Raw genomic sequence first — 20,524 nt, 5'->3', positions numbered from 1 at the left:
TAATATTTGTATTCAGCTGAGGTTAGCAAGAGCCATACGAAATTCACAAACAGCTAGCGGGAATAGCGATTGTTCATGATGACTTCATTATCAATAAAAAATACGTTCTAATGAAAAAGACACTTTTAGCAGCTTTACTTTTAGCGGCATCTTATGCCCAAGCACAAACAAACTCATTGATGAATGGTGAGTTTTGGAAAGGTAAACCTACTTTGCCTACCGTCAAGGAGGAAATTACAAAAGGAAATAGCCCTTCACAACCCAATGCGGCATCTTTTGATCCCGTAACGATGGCAATCCTAAATGGAGCTCCGACAGATGTTGTCAAATTCATGATTGAGCAAGAAGGGAACAGTGTAACGAAGAAAACACACCATAGCCGGAGCTATCTACATTGGGCTGCTTCAAGTGGTAATGCTGAGTTGGTGGATTATCTAATTGCAAAAGGTTCGGATGTCAACTACCAAGATAGCCATGGCTATCCGATCGTTGCCTATGCTGCGTCGACAGGAAATACCAATACCGCTGTTTATGATGCTTTATTTAAAGCTGGAGTAGACCCAAAACAAAAATATGAAGGTGGAGCCACATTAATGATGCTGGCGGCTTCTGCGGATAAAGATCTTGCATTGACAGATTACTTTATCAAGAAGGGACTTTCTATACAAGATAAAGATGAATACGGCCGTGTCGTTACGGATTATGCAGCGAAATTAGGTAACATACCATTGGTCGAAAAGTTTATTGCCCGTGGTGTAAAACCGACAAACAATGCATTGTTTTTTGCTACACAGGGATCCAGACAAGCATCAAATGGACTGGAGACCTATACCTATTTGGTAGAGAAACTGAAATTGGATCCGAAGGCCATTAATAAAGATGGTGCGACTTTATTGCATGCACTTGTACGCCGTCCAGATATGGCGGTGATCAATTACTTTTTAAATAAGGGAGTTGATGTTGCAAAAGCGGATAACGAAGGCAATACAGCGCTTATGGTTGCGGCGAATGGCAAAGACGCAAAATTAGTGGAACTGCTACTTTCCAAAGCAAAGAATGTGAATGCTGTGAATGAAAAAGGTGAATCTGCATTGACCAAGGCGGTGGGTAATGGTACAGCTGAAGTCGCAGCGCTCTTGATTAAAAATGGTGCCGATACCAAATTATTGGACAAGGATGGTAACAACTTAGCTGTTTATTGGTTTAATTCTTTCAAAGAAGCTCCGCAGGGTGGGCGCCCACAACAGGGTACGCAATCCAATAGTCCTCAGGTAGATGATTTTAAAGAGAAATTAAGCGTGCTTAAAGCTGGTGGACTGGATGTCGTAGCACCACAGAAAAACGGTAGTACACTCTATCACTTGGCTGTAGCCAAGGAAAATTCAAACTTGATCCAGAAAGCAAGTGAATTGGGGGTAGACATCAACGCACAGGATAAAGAAGGAACCACAGCACTACATAAAGCAGCTTTGATTGCCAAAGACGATTCATTATTGAAAACACTGGTCGCTTTGGGAGCAAAAAAAGAACTGAAAACCGAATTTGATGAAACCGCATACGATTTGGCCAAAGAAAATGACTTTTTGTCAAAAGGAAATGTACAGTTGGACTTTTTAAAATAATAAGATGAATACTATAATTAAGATCGCGCTAATCACACTTTTGTTTTCTGCAGTTTCTGTTAGCACATTTGCCCAAACGGGTAAGTATAAATGTATGATCCAAATGAACGCTTATCAAGGGGAGGGAGCTTATGTTGTTATTTCACTCATAAACCCGAAGGGGGCATACGATAAAACACTTGCCGTATTGGGGCCAGATAAACAATGGTATAACACATTGAAAGAATGGTATAAATTTCAGGCTAAAACCAAAGAAAAGCTGAGTGCAGTGACTGGTGCTTCCGTTGGTGGAGGTGATCGTGCGATGCGTACTTTGGAAATAGATGAGTCTAAATTTAACAAAGGGTATAAACTTCGCTTTGAATCCGCTGTCGAAGAACAGAAATATCATACTGCAGATGTAGAAATCCCATTAACAAAAGAGGCTATCACTGAAAAAGCAAATGGTAAGGGATACATTAAGCTTGTCAAATTAAATAAAGTACAATAAGAAAAAATGCTGGTATCTGTCTGGAGGTATGCACATTTAGCCTTAGCCCTTGTTTCTTCTGTTTTTTTACTATTATTATCGGTCACGGGCGTAATTTTAGCCATTGACGCCGTCAATGAAAAAATACCACCCTATCGAATAGAAAATATAGATTCTTTGAATCTTTCGCAGACCATTACCAGTCTGCGAAAGGTTTATCCTGAAATTATTGAAATTTCGGTTGACCACAATCAATTTGTGAGCATTGACGCCATAGATGCTGAGGGAAATACTGTAAAAGGATATATTAACCCACAAACCGGCAAATATCTGGGTGCGCAAAAGAACAAAACTCAGTTTGTTCAATGGACTACGGCCCTGCATCGTTCCCTATTCTTAAAGGTAACCGGCCGAATCATTATTGGCATCGCTTCTTTTCTACTATTTTTGATTACAATCTCAGGTTTGGTGTTGATTATCAAACGTCAACAGGGCGTTCGACATTTCTTTGCCAAAATCAATCGGGATTTCTTCGCACAATATTTTCATGTTGTTTCAGGGCGGTTGTTTCTAATACCCATTTTAATTTTGGCTTTGACGGGGACCTATTTATTTATGGTCCGAATCGAACTGTTAAAGAAGACAAACCAAACGGTTGAATATCCCGTGAAGGAAAATGAGACCGAGGAGCTGGCGATAACCGATTTTCCGATCTTCAAAAAAACGAAGCTTAACGATGTAGTTAAGGTAGAGTTTCCTTTTATGGAAGGAGATCCTGACGAATATTATGTTCTCAAACTGAAAGACCGCGAGTTGACCGTAAATCAATTGAACGGTGCCATACATAAAGAAGTCAAGTATCCCTTTACTGCACTTGCAGAACAATTTTCGCTCGACCTTCACACGGGTAAGACCAATATGATATGGGCCATCATTTTGGGGCTTGCATCACTGAATATTGTGTTTTTTATTTATACAGGTTTTGTCATTACCTTCAAACGTACACGAACAAAGATTAAGAATAAGTATAAGGCGGCCGACGCCGAAATTGTTATTCTGGTAGGTACTGAAAATGGAAGTACCTTGTTTTTTGCCAATCAGATTCACAAACAGCTGTTGGCGGATGGTAAAAAATCACTTTTGCTTGGCATGAACCACTATCAGTATTTTCCAAAAGCAAAACATCTTTTGCTGTTTACGTCCACCTACGGTCTGGGAACAGCGCCTTCCAATGCGACTCAGTTTGAGAAAAAGCTGTTGGCCTATCCACAGCAGCAGTCGATTAATTTCTCTGTTCTCGGTTTTGGATCGAAAGCATACCCTGATTTTTGTGCTTATGCGTATGCAATAGACAAGTCGCTCAGTGAGCAAGCATGGGCCTCCCGACTGATAGCCCTACATACGGTCAATGACAAAAGTGTTGATGAACTGATTTCATGGGTACATCATTGGAGTGAACATACCAATATTGCCTTGGCTTCTGCTCCAGCGATATACAGTTCCAAAGTTGTTGGATTGAAGAAATTTAAAGTTATGGCCAGATCAACTGTTTCAGAGAGCAACAGTACCTTTACACTTTTATTGAAACCTCTTGGAAAAATGAAAGTGCAGTCCGGAGATTTGTTGGCCATCTATCCGGCGCAGGATCAACGGGAACGTTTCTATTCCATTGGATGTAAGGATGGGATGGTTCAATTGGTCGTCAAGCTATTTCCTGATGGTTTTGGCTCGGGATTTCTATACCAACTAAAAGTTGATCAGGTTCTGGAGGCGCGTGTCATGGCCAATCCAAGTTTTCATTTTCCCAAGGCAGCACCTGCTGTAGCCTTGATTGCAAATGGAACCGGTATTGCACCGTTTTTGGGTATGATTTCAGAAAATCAGTATAAAATACCTGTCAAACTCTATGCAGGCTTCCGCAAGAACAATGAGATGACAGCACAATATTTGGAATTTACCGATGAACAAAAAAAACTGGGACAACTGAACGATGTACAGCTGGCTTTTTCACGGGAACAGCAGGGGCAGTATGTGATGGATCTGATCCGTCAGGATGGTACGTACTTTGTTGAATTGCTCGAACAACAGGGCTGTATCTTATTATGTGGTTCACTTCGTATGCAACAGGATGTCGAAGCAACTTTAAACGAGATACTGCTGGTAAGTACAGGCAAATCGATCAACATCTACAAAGAAAATGGTCAGATCCTGACAGATTGTTATTAAACACGACAATCTTATGCTATCATTTATTTTGACAATGTGTGATGAATTATTATAAGCAATATTTACTGATTTCAATATTTTGGTTGATAGCCGTTGCTAACGGTTTTTCACAGGTAATGCTCAAAAAACAGGTAACCCTTATGGGTTCTGTTTTTGAGATTACCCTAGTTGATCAGGATAGCGTACAGGCCAACCAGCATATTGTCGAAGTCATTGCAGAGATTGAACGTATCGAAAACCTAATTTCGGAGTGGCGTCCATATACGCAGATTTCGGAGGTCAACCGCAATGCAGGGATTAAACCTGTTAAAGTTGACCGCGAAGTATTTGACCTGACCAAAAGGGCAATTCAATACAGCCGGAATTCACAAGGAGCCTTTGATATTAGTATTGTGGCTTTAGATAAAATATGGAAGTTTGATGGCAGTATGGATACAATGCCCTCTGCCGATGCGATCAGAAATTCGGTTGCCAAAGTTGGCTATAAACATATTGTTTTGGATAGTGCTGCTTCGACTATTTTCTTGGAACTTCCGGGCATGAAAATTGGCTTTGGCTCGATCGGGAAGGGCTATGCCGCCGATCGGGGAAGGGAAATCATGAAAGCCCGTGGAATCACTGCTGGAATCGTCAATGCTTCGGGAGATCTATCTACCTGGGGTAGCCAACCAGATGGTGAACCCTGGAAGATTGGGGTGAATAACCCCTTCAAATCACATCAGATGGTTCGGGTTCTTCGCTTGAATGAAATAGCTGTCGCTACCTCAGGCAGCTATGAAAAATATGCCGAAATCAATGGAAAACGTTATTCCCATATTATTAATCCCATCACCGGATATCCAGCTACCGGACTGACTTCGGTAACAATCTATGGGCCGTCGGTAGAAATAGCCAATGCCCTAAGTACTTCCATTATGGTGCTGGGTGAAAAAGATGGAAAGAAATTAATCCGTAATTTCCCAAATTATCGTTTTATCTTTATTACAGACAAAGGAAAGGTTGTCCGGGATAAACGCAAGTAATCCTATTAAATAACAACCTGTATGTTCATGCAACCATCATGATTTCTTTACACTGGGTGAACCGAAAGATTGAGCTCATGAATGCAGTGTAAAACATACAGGCATGAATAAATCAGATAGCTGCATCACAGCTGAAAATAATTTAGAGTAAAAGCTTTGTTGGTTCGTCTATGTAATTATGGACATTGCATACCAAAATCATATGGCAGAAAAAAACTCCAGATCATTTACAGACATCGTCAAGACCTATGGGAGTCAATTGCTGCGTTTTGTAAAAGGAAAGGTCAAAAAGACGGAAGATGCCGAGGATATCTTGCAGGAAGTCTGGTATCAATTCAGTCGTTTGACCAATATGGACGAACTGGAAAATGCTGGGGCATGGTTGTATGCTGTAACGCGAAACAAGATTACGGATAGTTATCGAAAAAAGAAAGATGAGTCACTTGATGATTTAATGGCGGATGGAGAGGAAGTGGATACAGCCTTTCCGATACGTCAGTTTCTACTGGCCGATGATTCGAACAACCCTGAACTCAAATTATTCAAAGACATTTTTTGGGATGAATTGATGAAAGCCCTCGAAGAATTGCCCGAAAAACAACGTCGGGTTTTTATGCTCAATGAAATTGAAGATAAAACCTTACAGGAGATTGCCGACATGGAAAATGAAAATCTGAAAACGATCATAAGCAGAAAGGGCTATGCTGTAAAACATCTGCGTTTACGTTTGCGGAACTTGTATGAAGAATTAAAATTTTAAAAATAAAGCTATGAATAGAAGAATGAGAAGACAAGGAAAAGGTAAATTTGCTTTTGTGTTTGTTGCCATTATCATTGGAGTTTTCTTGCTGGTAGCCTTGTTGCAATATCTGTGGAATACATTGATGTGTGATATTTTCAGTTTGAAGGCAATCACGTATTGGCAGGCGTTTGGACTGTTTGTACTATCACGCATTCTATTTGGACGTGGGTTTGGTAAGCCGGGAAGGGGTGGGTTCCGTAAAAATTTCCCCCCTGATATGGGCCGCCATGAAGATCTTTCGGAAGAGGAAAGGGAGCGCTTGCGGGAGGAATGGAAACGTCGTTTCAGTGGACGATGCGGATTCTGAAAAAAAAGTAAATTTTTTAAAGTAAAAACCTGATACAGGCGTCTTCTTCTATAAAGGCGCCTTTTTTATGCCAAAAGCTGAAGAAACACTGTAAAGGGAATGACAGGACGCGATGATCTGTTACTAGCGATATACAACAATTATGCGGGTTGAGAAATTGACAACGAAAGAAGTATATCGAATAGGATTACCAATTAGTGGATTGACAGATTTTGGGTTTAAAGAACAATTAAATTAAAGAAAAAATGAAAAATAAAATTCGATTTATATTACCCCGCTTGATAGCATTGACGGTAATAGTGGGTTTAGCCAGCTTGATTATGGGAGCGATCTTTAAGCTGTTGTTGGTAGCAACGATCTTATTCGGAATAGGAAGCTTTGCAATGGCCAAAATGCGCAGGAGAGAAATGCGTTCATTTAAAATGGACAAGGCTTCGGTCCATCCAGGAATGTACAGTGCTTCGAGGACGAATAGTGCAATCGTTCCTTTACACAAACAACAACGGGTTAAGAATGCGACAATTGTTCCGGTATATTAATAGCTGGACTTGGTAGAAAACCAAATAACATAGATAGCGGCAATAGCGAAGTCCCTTGGACTGCTCATTGCGCAATACACAATATTCATTACTAAAAAAATAAAGACATGTTTAAAAGAGATCATTATTCCAACGGACATTCAAATCAAAATAGATTTTGCGGTCAACATTTCAAAGACCGCTTTGAAAAATTTCAACAGCATTTTTTTGAAGGCGAAGCAGGACAGCGCGGAGAGGGCCAGCAATTTGTTCCTGTAAATATTTCTGAAAATTCTGAGTTCTACGAAGTGCAGGTATTTGCTGCAGGCCGAAAGAAAGAGCAATTTCAGGTAAGTATAAATGAAGGAATCTTAACGATTTCCTGTACAGAAAATACGAACGATGCGACAGCTTATATCTATAAGGAGCATTTGGGGACTGCATTTGAGCGTGAATTTCAATTAAATGAACAGGTGCTTACAGATAACGTACATGCCAGTTTTGAAGATGGTGTACTAACCGTCATTCTTCCCAAGGACCTCGACAAGGTAAAAAGACCGCAAGAAGTCATTATTGACTAGGTTTGACGGGTTGTAACGCTTTTATAGCACATAGAAAAAGGGGTGTCTGTATTGTGGACAACCCCTTTTTCTTTAATTTAGTTGGCACCCTCCCTATAATCTCTTTTCGAATACTCAATTCTAAGGGAGCTTTTATTTTTGGAGGCTTTTCCCTTTATGTTTTTTTAAGCTTCTTTTGCAGTTGTTTTCTTCCAAACTTCCCGAAGAAATAGAATAAGGCGAAAACGACCAAAACAGCCATAAAAGGAACGAATATGGCTAGAATGGTTAAGACGGAGGAACCAATAGTCTCCATGGTCGAAATAATAAAATTGCCAAGACCCGCAGTACCGATGGAAGAAGCAGCTCTTGTACCAGCCAGTACGGTACTGATCGTTGCCGCAGTTCCTCCTCCGGCGATAATGGCCGCTGACCAGCGGAAAAACGGAGAAATATCTGTAAACTGCACCGCAAATAGTAATGTTCCCGCAATCGTTGCCAAAGGAATGGATATGGTATCCAGAATATTGTCAACAAGGGGTATGTAGTAAGCGGCAACTTCGATAACCATCGCGATGCTTGTGGTGATCAGTACCAAATTGGAACCTGCCCAAGCCCATTCATTACCCACCTGAAATAATTCCAGACGACAGCCCAAGCTGAGCAAAAACAGAGGCATAAAAATTCGAAAACCTGTTGCCGCAGCCAGACTAATACCAATAAATGCACTGACCAGATATGTGGATAATTCTCCCATGATAAATGGATGCTTAGTTCTATCTATTAGTAGAATAAAAAAAGAGTGTTTTTTGTTTTTAAAATTGTTGTGAACGGCGGAACAAATGGAGTCTCCTGTTCGTTGTAACTGTTTGTCTTTATAATGTTTAGTTCTATTTATAGATTTTGATTATATTGTATCGAATCATTCGATGAGTAGACGATCGTGTATTTGTTTAATTTTATGAAAGTAAAAGTCAAACAATTTGATCATTTAAGGTATTATATAAATAAACTTTCTTTTAATATGGACAACAACGAAAAAGACATTAGCAAATGCCCATTTCACAATGGAACTATGCGCAACGCCGTTGCGGGAGGGGGAACCCAAAATCAAGATTGGTGGCCAAATAGACTTCGTGTGGATCTTTTGAGACAACATGCGACAAAATCAAATCCAATGGATGAAGGTTTTGATTATGCTGAAGCTTTCAAACAATTGGATCTGGAAGCCGTTAAGAGAGATTTACATGTATTGATGACAGATTCACAGGATTGGTGGCCGGCAGATTTTGGACATTATGGTCCCTTATTTATTCGGATGGCCTGGCATAGTGCAGGAACCTATCGTGTAAGTGATGGTCGTGGTGGTGCAGGTTCTGGACAGCAGCGTTTTGCACCTTTAAATAGTTGGCCTGACAATGTGAGCTTGGATAAGGCGCGTCGACTGTTGTGGCCGATCAAACAAAAATATGGTAAGAATATTTCGTGGGCAGATTTATTGATCCTAACGGGGAATGTTGCACTGGAATCAATGGGATTTAAAACTTTTGGCTTTTCAGGAGGACGTGTAGATGCTTTTGAACCGGAATTGGATGTATACTGGGGATCAGAAAAAACCTGGTTAGGTGGAGATGTACGTTATGCACATGGTTCTGAAGGTGTGGTTGAGTCGCACGGTGTTTTATCAGCGGATGACAATGCTGATGGTAAAGAACATTCGCGCAATCTCGAAAAACCTTTGGCAGCTGTACAGATGGGATTGATTTATGTGAACCCAGAGGGACCAGATGGAAACCCCGATCCTATTGCAGCGGCAAAGGATATTAGGGACACTTTTGGTCGTATGGCGATGGATGATGAGGAAACTGTTGCGCTAATCGCAGGAGGACATACTTTTGGAAAAACACATGGTGCCGGACCAGCCGATAATGTTGGTAAGGAACCTGAAGCTGCAGGGATTGAACAGCAAGGACTGGGATGGAAAAGCAGTTACGGTACTGGGGTCGGTACTGATGCCATTACCAGTGGTCTGGAAGTTATCTGGACCCAGAAACCCACAGAATGGACGAACCTTTTCTTTAAAAATCTTTTTGAAAATGAATGGGAACTTACAAAAAGTCCCGCCGGCGCGCATCAATGGGTAGCCAAGGGAGCGGAAGCTACTGTTCCCGATCCTTTTGACCCAAATAAAAAACGTAGACCTACGATGTTGACAACGGATCTGTCCTTACGTTTTGATCCTGTTTACGAAAAGATTTCCCGTAAATTCTATGAAGATCAGGATGCTTTCGCGGATGCTTTCTCACGCGCTTGGTTTAAATTAACGCATCGTGATCTAGGTCCACGTGAACGTTATCTTGGAGCTGAAGTACCTGGCGAAGAATTGTTATGGCAAGACCCTATTCCAGCTGTAGATCATGTATTGGTCGATGAACACGATGTTGAGGGTTTAAAATCTGCTATTTTGGCGTCAGGTCTTAGTATCGCGGAGTTGGTGACTACCGCATGGGCTTCGGCTTCTACATTCCGGGGGTCGGATATGCGTGGTGGAGCAAATGGAGCCCGTATTCGCTTGGCGCCACAACGTTATTGGCAGGTTAATAACCCGACGCAATTGCAAAAAGTGCTAACTGTGCTGGAGCAGATCCAACAGGATTTTAATGGTAAACAACAAGGCGGTAAAAAGGTGTCGTTGGCTGATTTAATTGTCCTTGCCGGTGCAGCAGCAATCGAACAGGGGGCAAGGGCTGGCGGACATGCGCTAAAGGTTCCGTTTAATCCGGGACGTATGGATGCTTCTCAAGAACAAACTGATGTAGAATCAATGGGATATTTAGAACCTATTGCTGATGGCTTTAGAAACTATCGGAAGGGTTCCTACACTGTTTCCACAGAATCATTATTGATTGATAAAGCACAATTACTGACTTTATCTGTTCCGGAATTGACCGTTTTAATCGGTGGTATGCGTGTACTGCAGGCTAATTTTGATGGCTCTCAGACAGGTGTGCTGACCGAACGTCCTGGACAATTGACCAATGACTTTTTTGTGAACCTATTGGACATGGGGACAGCTTGGACAGCAATTTCGCAGGATCGGGAACTCTTTGAAGGGACAGACCGTAAAACGGGCGCAAAGAAATGGGTTGCTGGACGTGCAGATCTGGTATTTGGTTCTAACGCTGAATTAAGAGCAGTTGCTGAAATCTATGGTAGTGCTGATGCGAAAGAAAAATTCGCTAAAGATTTTATCGCTGCCTGGAATAAGGTGATGGAATTGGATCGTTTTGATTTACACAGATAACTGGACGGAGCACCGCTCACTAATGTAATTTCAAAGCATAGTAGCGGCGCCTGACAAGCGATTAATAATAGGAAGGCCTGTACATGATCAGTGGTACAGGCCTTTTTTGCGTTGTATACAAAATTAAAGGGTGATAGTAGGGGTAAAATTCCGCCAAAATTCAGGAGATACGAAAGATTTTTTGGCGGAATTTTACCCTATTTTTTTATTGAATTACAATTTGTTTTTTGTTAAAAAATTAGTCTATTGTCTTTAATCCCATAATTTGTTATTCAGCTTTCTCAGGCCTAGATTTCGGGTAAAAACAAATTCCCCTCGGAGGACGCAGGATTCCCCTAAGGGAAAGTATAGTTTTCTCCTGGGGTTTTGCATTTCAGCAGATGGATTTGCCCAGAAAATGTGAATGTAAATATTATTGTTACCGTTGGTGGGGCTTGATCATTACAGCGTTCCAGGCCAGTACTTGTACACCTGGAGAGTAGTGTATCAGCGCAATATTTTCGTTATGGAGATGAATATCACCAACTGTATAGTTCAACTGGCATTCTTGCAACTGCACTGAAAATAAGGGCCATTCCGAATGATGGATGTCGAAACAATATATTCCATCGGGTTTGTTCAGGTAAAGGCAATAGCGTTCGGTAAGCCAGGTATCAAGGCTGGATTTGATTTTAATCTCATCGGTCACCGCAAAGATCGTTTTCAACCTAAAGTCCCTTTCTTTGTTAAGATTGTGATACCCTTGTGTATTCCGCAGCATGGTGGACTTTTCGTAAGGCAGACCCGATAATTTTTTTGCAATAAATGTGGATAAGGATTTACTGGCTTCAATATGGATAAAATAAACACCCTTTTTACCATCCTGATCGATGTAGGTGCGTACATTGATCTCATAAAAGTCCGAGATAGGTGGGAATGCAGGCAAATTTCTGGGACGGATATTTTTCATCTTGAAGGCAACCAAAGATACATAACAGCTACCTTCATGCTGATCGATTTGTAATTCGGCAGGAACTAATGGCCGGAGTAGATCATAATCGACTTGAAAATGTAAAAAAAGTAAATCAAGCCATTCCTGATAGTATCGCCAGGGGTTAGTTGACATAGGCCATGGACGATGATGATAATCTCTTAAAATTGTTTTAATTTTTTGCGCCAAAATCTTCAATTTATACCTCTAAGATCATTTTAATCTCGCTTTAACCAAATTTTAATTTAATATATGAAGAATTATGGAATTTTCTTTGGGCTTTTCCTATTTTGTGAAATAAAATTCAAGATTTGTGCTACTTTTTGTTGTTTGATCGGTAGTAACTTTGTGTTGTTTTCAAAAGGAAACTTGTTACTTTGTTAGTTTGCAGCTATGTGGAAGCACTTTATTTTTCTAATTACAGTTCTGTTTGTTTCATTTAAAAGTTTAAATGCAAACAGTATTGTACCGAAAAGTGATAGTTTTCACCGCGAGATATCTTCCCTAAAAACTGAACCAAATAAAGTTGACTTTTCGCTATCTACCCCTCAAAAATTAGACAATCCAGATTTAGATCCTTTATACCCATCGGTGCAATCTATCGCCGAATTGGACGTCGAAAATAATCAGGATTGGTTAACAGACCGCTGGGTAGTTGTCGTCGATTTGCTCTGGCACGAATTACTGCCTTCGGCTTTGCAGAACGACTACCGTTATCTGCATATTTTGGATATTGAACCGATTCCCATAGCACGGTTCCTGCTTTTTGAGCAAATAAAAATTCCATTTTAACGATTTTGAACTTTTACCCTTCACGGAAATTGAACGAAAAATCGTAATTTCTATTCTAAATTTATTTTATTGATTTCTTAAAATATACCAATGCACGAGCTAAGTATAGTAAAGGATATCTTCGATACCCTGACCTCGCATTACGAGACCAGAGTGGATGATATCCAGAAAATTCAGGTGACAGCCGGACTATTGTCCAATGTGCAGCCTGTGCTGATCCAAAATGCTTTTGACGCATTTATCACCGAAAATACCCATTACCGGGATATGGAAATGGAGGTTGTGGTAAATGATATCATCGCCTATTGTGAGCACTGTCAGAAGAATTTTCCTGTTCATTTTCACCGATTTGTCTGCGACTGTGGACAACCTTCGAGTACAATTGTTCAAGGAAATGAACTCTATATTTCCAAAGTAATTTTTAAACACGATTAAAAAATCATTTATCATGTCAGACAATACTCAAAACCCTAAAAGTTTAGGTAACCGTGTCGGTTCGGTTCAATGTGAAAATACAACCCTACATTTATTAAAGGCAAATGATTTTGTCGCTAAAAGTATCCGTGACAGACTGAAAGATGTATGTGTGATTAATGTATGCTCTTCTCCGGGTTCTGGTAAAACAACTTTGATGCAAGAGACTGGAAAGCGTCTTTCAAAAGATCTAAACATTGCTGTGTTAGTGGGAGATCCTGAAACGGAACGTGATGCGATCCGTATGCGTGATGTTGGAATCAATGCGTTGCAGATCGTTACCGGCGGTATGTGCCATATCGAAGCACAAATGATTCTGCAGGCACTGGACCACATCGATATCGAAGGTATTGATTTGTTATTTATCGAAAATGTCGGAAACTTACTTTGCCCTTCGGCTTTTGATCTAGGTGAAGACTATCGGGTCACTTTATTGGCGACAACCGAAGGTGATGATAAACCAAAAAAATACCCACGTATGTTTTTGACCAGCGAATTAATGCTTGTTTCAAAAGCAGACTTGTTACCTTATGTGCCTTTCTCTGTAGATGCCGTGACAAAAGATGCACGTGAAGTCAATCCAAACCTGGAAGTGATTACAATCAGTACCTTGAATGGAGATGGCCTAGATAGCTGGTGTGACTGGTTGAAAGAGAAAGTCCAACTGAAAAAAGAACAACAGAAAGTAGCTGCGGCGAAATAATAAATGTGCGAAGGTGATCAACGATCAGATGGAACGATGGTTGATCACAGCGCAAAGTTTGAATGATATACCCTAATATAACAATGAATAGATTGCCTGTAACGATAGATACCATTGTGCCCCAGTACCAAGCCATCACTGATCAGGTAGATCGGGTATACATCGAATGGTTTGAAATTAATAAACGCCGTTTGACCAGAAATACCTTGTCTGGCAATACGATCTTGATGCAATTGGAGCAGGGGCAGGAGTGGCATCATGGAGATGCGCTGTACCACAATGGGGAACTGCAGGCAATCGTCGCTGTTAAGCCAACCTTGGCGATCAGGTTTAACCCCTCGGATTTGGTTCAACTGGCAGATTTTGGTTATTTCGTCGGTAACCGACATCTACCAATATTCCAGGTCGATCAGCTCCAGTCTCTCCATTTGCCGTATGATGGTCGACTCTATGAGCAAATTGCGGCGAAATATGGCACGTCTGTTCAATTGGAGGAAGCGATATTGCTGTCTGAAAATCGGATTCGCCAGCAGCTAAAGAATAGCAGAAAGCATGAAAATTAGAATATATACATTGCTGTTGCCACTGGTCTTGCTTGTATGCTTACAAGCCTGCCAAAACCAACAGTCCAATGCAAGTAAAAATGGGGTGAAGGCCATGGATAGCCGCGGCAAGGAAATCACATTGGAGCGACCGGCCCAACGTGTTGTTGTCCTGTATCCCTCTCTTGTGGATGAGGTTTATATGCTACAGGCCAGTGACCGATTGGTCGGCATTCCTGAGCAAGTCTATCAAATGGAAGATACCTATGCTTTTTTATCGAAATTAGACCCACGTATCGTTCAGAAAAGTATCGCTACACCAACTTTCGGTGGTCAGGCCAACAATGTAGAAAGTATCGTAAGCCTGAACCCCGATCTTGTTCTGACATTCAATACCGATCAGGATAATATCACACAGCTCGAAAATTTGGATATTCCCGTCTTCACTTTTTCATCGAAAGATGAAACCAGTATCTTTAACGAATTGATCGGAATGGGAACGCTTTTCGACAAGAAAGCACGAGCTGAGGAAATTGTGAAATTTGTCGGAGATGAGGTCAAAAAGATGGCCGCTCCGCTCGATCAACCGCAAAAGAAGGTCTATTATGCTTGGTCCAAAGGACGTGTACTTTCGACTTCGGGAAGAGGTAGTCTCATCGATATGGCCATCCGCCTATCAGGGGCGTCAAATGCCTGTCCCTTGGAAATGGAAGCACCAAATGTAGGGGCTGAAACGATCTACAAGTGGAATCCCGATCTCATGATTCTATGGAATTCCAAAAGTTCTGATGTTTACAATCTGAAAGAATTGGCCGCACTGCCTGCCGTAAAAAATAAACAGGTATTTGTGATGTCACCGTCCTTTCCTTTTGATCCACATACCGTGAAATTTATGCTCTTCGCCAAACAGGTGCGGCATTGGTGTTTCCCGAGTTATACCAAGGAGCAACTCGATCAGGATATGACAATGGCTTTTGAAAAATTATACGGTAAAACGGGGCTTCTGCAATGATACTTCAATTAAAAAAGCTTTTATTGTTGGTGATATTGCCATTAGTGCTGCTCCTGCTTTCATTATTGATCGGCTCAAGTCAGCATATTGGTTTTATTGAACTTTGTCAGCGTATCGGATTGGAATTAGGGCTTTATAAAGGAAATGATACGACGGTATTGATGGGCAGCATGGATACCATTTTGTGGCAAGTACGTTTGCCACGGATTTTATTGACCTTTATGGTCGGTGCCGCTCTTGCCTCATCTGGCGGGACCTTACAAGCGATTTTTCGAAACCCTATAGTAGACCCATTTACGTTGGGAATATCTTCCGGTGCTGCTTTCGGTGCCGCCTTAGCTATGCTGTTTCCACTTTTGCCTGTCAATGTTTCGGCATTTCTTTTTGGTGTCTGTGCTGTGGCCTTGACTTACTTTGTATCCAATGCCGGTTTAAAAACATCCATCATTGGGATGGTTTTGGCAGGAATGGTTATTTCAGGGGTATTTACGGCGATGCTTACCCTGTTACAATATATCAGTGATCCTTATAAATTACAGGCTATTGTGCAGTGGACGATGGGAAATCTCCATACCGCCTCCTGGTCAAAAGTGCAGAACGCCTTTTTACCGATAGTGATCGGATTGATCATATTGATCTTATTGCGTTGGAAATTGAATTTGTTGGCATTGGGAGATCAGGAAGCAATTGCTGTGGGGGTGAATCCAAAACTCCTGAAATTGGTGATGATCGGGGTTGCGACCATGATCACCGCATCAGCTGTTGCTGCAGTAGGCGTGATAAGCTTATTTGGACTCATTGTCCCACATATCAGCCGTATGATTTTTGGCCCCAACAATAATATTGTCGTCTGGGCGAATATCAGTATCGGTGGAACATTCCTGTTATTGATTGACGATTTTTCCCGTGCAGTCATGCCTTTCGAAATTCCGATAGGGGTATTTACAATGATTATTGGCGCGCCACTCTTTATCTACCTGATGCGCCGGAACGAAATTAACTGGAACTCATGAGCAAATCCATCCATATCAAAAACCTATCCTTTGCCTATGGTAAGGATACTATTTTGCGGGACGTCAATGTGTCCTTTCCGGAAGGAAAGCTTTCGGTTATTCTGGGCCGGAACGGTAGCGGTAAGTCGACCTTGTTCAATGTTATTGCCGGATTGGAGAAACATTATCAGGGATCGATATTGATCGGTGAAACGGAACGTAGAAACTGGAAGGTAGGCAAATCAAATGCGCTTAAACTGGGTTTCTTAAACCAGTTTCATCAGACAACTTTCCCTTTTAAGGTGGCAGATGTTATTTTAACAGGACGTGCATCATTCTCCCGCTTTTCACCGCGCCGTGAAGATTTTGAGGCTGTGGATGCAATCCTGGAGAAATTTAATCTCGCACATTTAAAGCATAAATCATATACTTCCCTGTCAGGAGGGGAGCGGCAGCTGGTCTTGCTTTGTCGTGTACTGGTGCAACAGCCTGATCTGTTGCTTTTGGATGAACCGACAAACCATCTTGACCTGAACTATCAGATTGCCGTTTTGCAGACCGCTAAAGAACTGGTCAAGGAGGGAACAACAGTGCTCTGTGTTATGCACGACCCCAATATGGCCTATCTTTTTGGCGATCGCTTTTATTTGATGCGGGACAATACACTGGTGGATCTACAAGGGATGAACAGAGAGCAGGTTCGGAAAGTATTGGAACAGACCTATGAGTTGCCATTGATCAGTTTGGAAAACCAAGGGAAATGGATGTTTGCACCCATGCTTCATGCACATGACTGGGCTTCGATAAAATCCCTTGAACTGGAAGGCGTAAATAATAAGCTATAAAGGCTGTAAACAATGTGTGAACAGGGTACAGATCCTAGTGGCGGTACGGACGCAAAAAACGAAAATAGTATGAATAAAATAGGTATGCAAAGGACAGATTCAATCAGAAATATTGCGATAAGTACAGTCACTGTTCAGGATCTGGAAACGGTGTTACCTTATGTTATTGAATTTCGGAAACAGCTGTTTCCCATGCTTGACCCGCAAAAGATTCCCAGAGATTTGCTGGACTTTAAACAGTTGTATCTGGATGGACAAGCAGGAACATTTCTACAGGCAAGGGATAAGAGCGGAAAACTGGTTGGTGTGATCGGTATGCTCGCTTATGATTATCGTTTTCCGCATCTGGATTTAGATGCCAGGAAGACTGTCGAGGTCGCGCGTCTTTTTGTCGACCCCGATTACCGTCGTTCTGGACTTGGAACAGCACTTTTCCGCCAATTGACAAAGGTGGCCAAGGAGAAAGTGGTTGAAAGACTGTACTTACACACCCATCCTTTTTTGGAGGGAGCCCATGAATTCTGGTTAAAACAAGGATTCTATCTCAAAGAATGCTGCGATGAATCGGGCTTTCCGACAATTCACATGGAACTACTGCTGGGGCAACCCATTAAACTGAAATGTTCAGCGGAACTGGAATTGTCAAAATAAGGCTATTCAGTTTTGTGAACTGAATTCGTGTTGAACGCAAGAAATAAAATAAATCAGCAATAGAAGATAAAAAATAATTCCAGAGGAACTGTCCCTGTTTAGCATCTTATTTCAATAAGATCATCGTAGGTGAGTTTTAAACAGGGTATGTGCCATCTGGCTAATGAAAAAATACAGATGAAAAACACAATGAAAGCACTCGCTTTCGCATTATTGGCAAGTGCTGTCACACCAGTGGCTGTTTACGCCCAACAGAGCTTTATGATTTTTGGGAAGATACAGGATGAAAACGGAAATCCAATTCCAGGAGTGACTTTGACACTTGAAAACCAAGGACAAAAGATAGGTACTGCCACGAATGGCGAATTTGCTTTTACTACAGCGACAACCTTTCCGGTACAATTGCGTGCCGAAGCGATCGGTTATAAATCACAACTTATTCTTATTGATGAGACTACCTGGAATCCGAAAAAAGGAATTCGAATCGTGATGGAAGAGGGGGGGCGGACCTTGGATGAAGTATTGGTTACCGGCCGTCGTAATAATTCCTATTTGACCAACAACATGGAGTTGGGCGGTAAGTTCGCTGGAAAGCTGAAAGACCTACCACAATCTGTGGCTGTACTGAGTAAGGAATTTATTGAAGATAAGCAAGCATTTACAACAGGGGCACTGGTGCAGGACCTTGCAGGTGTCACTGAGGCTTCATCTTATGATGATGTGGTGATCCGTGGTTTTAAAAGCGGTTATGAAACTGGAGTCCGTTTGGTGAACGGTCTACGTTCGGGCTATGGTTACGGCAATAGTTATTATAATTCCCCGTTAACAATAAATCTCGAAAACCTTGAGGTGCTGAAAGGCCCTGGAGCTTCTCTATTTGGTGACATTGTACCTGGTGGTACCATCAATATGACGACGAAAAAGCCTTTGGAAGATTTTAAAGGTCATGTCAGTTTTGCTGCTGGAAGTTTTGAAACGATGCGCACCACAGTAGATCTGGGTGGTCCATTGGATAGTGCAAAACGAATTCTCTATCGCTTTAATGCAGGCTATGAAGATACCAAAACCTTTCGCGATGTGAACCGTCAAAAACGGATGATGTTGGCACCTTCATTTACATTTAAGCCCGCTGCAGGGACAACCGTGGACATCGATGTGGTATACAATCAATTCAACGGTTATCTGGATCGGGGAATGGGGATAAAGGAGAATAACTTTTATGCCCTGCCACGTTCGTTTACTTTAAGTCAGCCTTCTGATTTCTATAATTCCAAGACTTTTTCATTTAGTGGACGATTGGCGCAAAGGCTGGCAGAAAATGTGAGCCTGAACCTGAGCTATATGAAATCCATCTATCAGGAAGATGTCAACGAGCACCGTACGCTAAATACTTTTGCGGATGCCCCACATAACACCATCATGAATATGCGTTTCTTTGACCGTCATGGCCGTGATTATACCGACAACGTCGTCGGATATATCAAATGGGATCTGCTAGGAGATAAAATTGACCACCATATCGTTGCGGGGATTGACTTCGCACAGTATCGTGGTGACAAAGAAAATCAGTTACGGGAAGCTAGACAGCAAACTGTGGATGGCAAAGTGGTGCCATTGACTTTTGACCTGAACAACCCGACCTATACCACACATGATCTAACCAACTACGTCTGGCGTACACAGGTCGCTTATCCTTTTTTGAGTCCCTATAAAACGACCGGTAAATACATACAGGATCAGATCAGTATTGCGGATCGTCTGAAATTAATTGTGGGGTTACGGCATGAACATTATTCTTCGGAAACTATCGATGGACAGAATCGCTTCCATGCTACACAAAATGCTTTGTTGCCCCGTTTCGGTCTGACCTATGGAATCAACAAGCAGATTAATTACTTCGCAAGCTACTCGCAGGGTTTTGTACCGGTAGGCGCTAATTTTATCCAGAACTATAAAGACTATGGTGCAGATAAGCCTTTTGAAGCTGAACGTAGTTTTCAAATTGAAACAGGGCTGAAAACGGGCTTTTTTAAAGATCAGCTGCAAATGGATCTTTCCTTGTTTCAGATCGAGCGTAGAAATATGCTTATTGCAACAGGAACAATCAATGACTCGGGATTGCCGGAGTATAGACAATCTGGAAAAGCATTGTCACGAGGAGTGGAGCTGGATGTTCGCGGGCAGCTGACCAAAGAATTCCAGGTGATGGCAAATTATACTTTTAACCATACTGAAGTGAAGGCCTCTTCTGTTGCCTCTGAAGTCGGGCAGGCGCTACCGGGAGCACCTAAAAATATGGCCAGCGCCTGGTTAAAATATGTATTCTCCAATACTTCCTTAAAAGGACTCGGCTTTGGTGCCGGTGTTTATTATGTTGATAGCAAACGCATGGACAATAGCATTGGGAAGGATAGCGAAGGAAATGCCCTTTGGGGACAATGGCCTTCTTATACGACAGTTAATGCGGCCGCTTATTATCATATTGGTGCCATGAAAATGGCGCTTAACCTAAACAATGTATTTGATAAATACTATTTTTTAGGGGGATTTGACTATACACGTGCCTTCGCGGGGGCACCAAGAAACATTATGGTTTCAATTGGTTATTCATTTTAATTTAAAAAAACAATCAAAGTAGGTTTTCGACAAATTTAGACTATTTAATTCAAGATTTGTACTAGTGAAGTGGCCTGCTTTGGTTGTAAATTTGAAC

Annotated in this window: 20 protein-coding genes; 18 read left to right on the top strand and 2 right to left on the bottom strand. The window is 41.6% G+C overall.

What is annotated here, in order from left to right:
* The first annotated feature begins 110 nt into the window (after positions 1-110).
* The 8 genes from ABFX33_RS05190 to ABFX33_RS05155 all read left to right on the top strand — a co-directional run bounded on the left by ABFX33_RS05190 (position 111) and on the right by ABFX33_RS05155 (position 7,547).
* A complete protein-coding gene (locus ABFX33_RS05190) occupies positions 111-1,622 on the top strand; it encodes an ankyrin repeat domain-containing protein (protein ID WP_346084641.1) in 1,512 nt (503 codons plus the stop codon).
* Between the two features lie 4 nt (positions 1,623-1,626).
* Positions 1,627-2,112 carry a DUF2271 domain-containing protein gene (locus ABFX33_RS05185; protein WP_257088969.1) on the top strand — a complete coding sequence of 162 codons (486 nt, stop codon included), beginning with the start codon at positions 1,627-1,629 and terminating at the stop codon, positions 2,110-2,112.
* A 6-nt stretch (positions 2,113-2,118) separates the two neighbouring features.
* Complete coding sequence (locus tag ABFX33_RS05180; protein ID WP_346084639.1) at positions 2,119-4,317, top strand: PepSY domain-containing protein; 2,199 nt, start codon at positions 2,119-2,121, stop codon at positions 4,315-4,317.
* Between the two features lie 140 nt (positions 4,318-4,457).
* Positions 4,458-5,339 carry an FAD:protein FMN transferase gene (locus tag ABFX33_RS05175; RefSeq protein ID WP_346084637.1) on the top strand — a complete coding sequence of 294 codons (882 nt, stop codon included), beginning with the start codon at positions 4,458-4,460 and terminating at the stop codon, positions 5,337-5,339.
* A 202-nt stretch (positions 5,340-5,541) separates the two neighbouring features.
* Positions 5,542-6,099 carry an RNA polymerase sigma factor gene (locus ABFX33_RS05170; RefSeq protein WP_199768592.1) on the top strand — a complete coding sequence of 186 codons (558 nt, stop codon included), beginning with the start codon at positions 5,542-5,544 and terminating at the stop codon, positions 6,097-6,099.
* 10 nt (positions 6,100-6,109) lie between these two features.
* Positions 6,110-6,448, top strand: a complete 339-nt coding sequence (locus ABFX33_RS05165; RefSeq protein ID WP_077436740.1) for a hypothetical protein — start codon at positions 6,110-6,112, stop codon at positions 6,446-6,448.
* A 245-nt stretch (positions 6,449-6,693) separates the two neighbouring features.
* On the top strand, positions 6,694-6,987 hold the full coding sequence (locus tag ABFX33_RS05160; RefSeq protein ID WP_257088989.1) for a hypothetical protein: 294 nt from the start codon (positions 6,694-6,696) through the stop codon (positions 6,985-6,987).
* 107 nt (positions 6,988-7,094) lie between these two features.
* Entirely contained in the window at positions 7,095-7,547 is a 453-nt protein-coding gene (locus ABFX33_RS05155; RefSeq protein ID WP_257088991.1) for an Hsp20/alpha crystallin family protein, read from the top strand.
* Positions 7,548-7,701: 154 nt separating this feature from the next.
* Here the strand turns inward: ABFX33_RS05155 and ABFX33_RS05150 are convergent, their stop codons facing one another.
* The gene (locus ABFX33_RS05150; protein WP_346084635.1) at positions 7,702-8,283 is read right to left on the bottom strand and encodes a DUF4126 domain-containing protein; all 582 of its coding nucleotides are present in this window, start codon (positions 8,281-8,283) and stop codon (positions 7,702-7,704) included.
* 267 nt (positions 8,284-8,550) lie between these two features.
* Between ABFX33_RS05150 and katG the strand changes: the two genes are divergently transcribed.
* The gene (gene katG / locus ABFX33_RS05145) at positions 8,551-10,830 is read left to right on the top strand and encodes a catalase/peroxidase HPI (protein WP_346084634.1); all 2,280 of its coding nucleotides are present in this window, start codon (positions 8,551-8,553) and stop codon (positions 10,828-10,830) included.
* A gap of 418 nt (positions 10,831-11,248) precedes the next feature.
* Here the strand turns inward: katG and ABFX33_RS05140 are convergent, their stop codons facing one another.
* Positions 11,249-11,989 (bottom strand): YqjF family protein, encoded by a 741-nt coding sequence (locus ABFX33_RS05140; protein ID WP_346084632.1) that lies wholly within the window; start codon positions 11,987-11,989, stop codon positions 11,249-11,251.
* Positions 11,990-12,193: 204 nt separating this feature from the next.
* Here ABFX33_RS05140 and ABFX33_RS05135 point away from each other — a divergent pair, with 204 nt between their 5' ends.
* From ABFX33_RS05135 to ABFX33_RS05095, 9 genes are all read left to right on the top strand, one after another.
* Positions 12,194-12,592, top strand: coding sequence for a hypothetical protein (locus ABFX33_RS05135; protein WP_346084630.1), 399 nt, complete (start codon positions 12,194-12,196; stop codon positions 12,590-12,592).
* 90 nt (positions 12,593-12,682) lie between these two features.
* Positions 12,683-13,027 (top strand): hydrogenase maturation nickel metallochaperone HypA/HybF, encoded by a 345-nt coding sequence (locus ABFX33_RS05130; protein ID WP_077435628.1) that lies wholly within the window; start codon positions 12,683-12,685, stop codon positions 13,025-13,027.
* A gap of 13 nt (positions 13,028-13,040) precedes the next feature.
* Complete coding sequence (gene hypB, locus ABFX33_RS05125) at positions 13,041-13,769, top strand: hydrogenase nickel incorporation protein HypB (protein ID WP_120258501.1); 729 nt, start codon at positions 13,041-13,043, stop codon at positions 13,767-13,769.
* 83 nt (positions 13,770-13,852) lie between these two features.
* Positions 13,853-14,332, top strand: coding sequence for an urease accessory protein UreE (locus ABFX33_RS05120; RefSeq protein ID WP_257089007.1), 480 nt, complete (start codon positions 13,853-13,855; stop codon positions 14,330-14,332).
* Positions 14,322-15,323, top strand: a complete 1,002-nt coding sequence (locus ABFX33_RS05115) for an ABC transporter substrate-binding protein (protein WP_346084628.1) — start codon at positions 14,322-14,324, stop codon at positions 15,321-15,323. Before ABFX33_RS05120 ends, ABFX33_RS05115 begins: the two co-directional genes overlap by 11 nt.
* Complete coding sequence (locus ABFX33_RS05110; protein ID WP_346084627.1) at positions 15,320-16,336, top strand: FecCD family ABC transporter permease; 1,017 nt, start codon at positions 15,320-15,322, stop codon at positions 16,334-16,336. The genes ABFX33_RS05115 and ABFX33_RS05110 overlap by 4 nt, the downstream gene beginning before the upstream one ends.
* Complete coding sequence (locus ABFX33_RS05105) at positions 16,333-17,160, top strand: ABC transporter ATP-binding protein (RefSeq protein WP_257089011.1); 828 nt, start codon at positions 16,333-16,335, stop codon at positions 17,158-17,160. The genes ABFX33_RS05110 and ABFX33_RS05105 overlap by 4 nt, the downstream gene beginning before the upstream one ends.
* A 69-nt stretch (positions 17,161-17,229) precedes the next feature.
* Positions 17,230-17,811 carry a GNAT family N-acetyltransferase gene (locus tag ABFX33_RS05100; RefSeq protein WP_346084625.1) on the top strand — a complete coding sequence of 194 codons (582 nt, stop codon included), beginning with the start codon at positions 17,230-17,232 and terminating at the stop codon, positions 17,809-17,811.
* A 177-nt stretch (positions 17,812-17,988) separates the two neighbouring features.
* The gene (locus tag ABFX33_RS05095) at positions 17,989-20,427 is read left to right on the top strand and encodes a TonB-dependent siderophore receptor (protein ID WP_346084624.1); all 2,439 of its coding nucleotides are present in this window, start codon (positions 17,989-17,991) and stop codon (positions 20,425-20,427) included.
* Positions 20,428-20,524: the final 97 nt, after the last annotated feature.

The sequence above is a fragment of the Sphingobacterium ginsenosidimutans genome (assembly GCF_039536865.1).
GTDB classification, from domain to species: Bacteria; Bacteroidota; Bacteroidia; order Sphingobacteriales; family Sphingobacteriaceae; genus Sphingobacterium; species Sphingobacterium detergens.
This window is presented reverse-complemented; position numbering and strand designations above follow the sequence as displayed.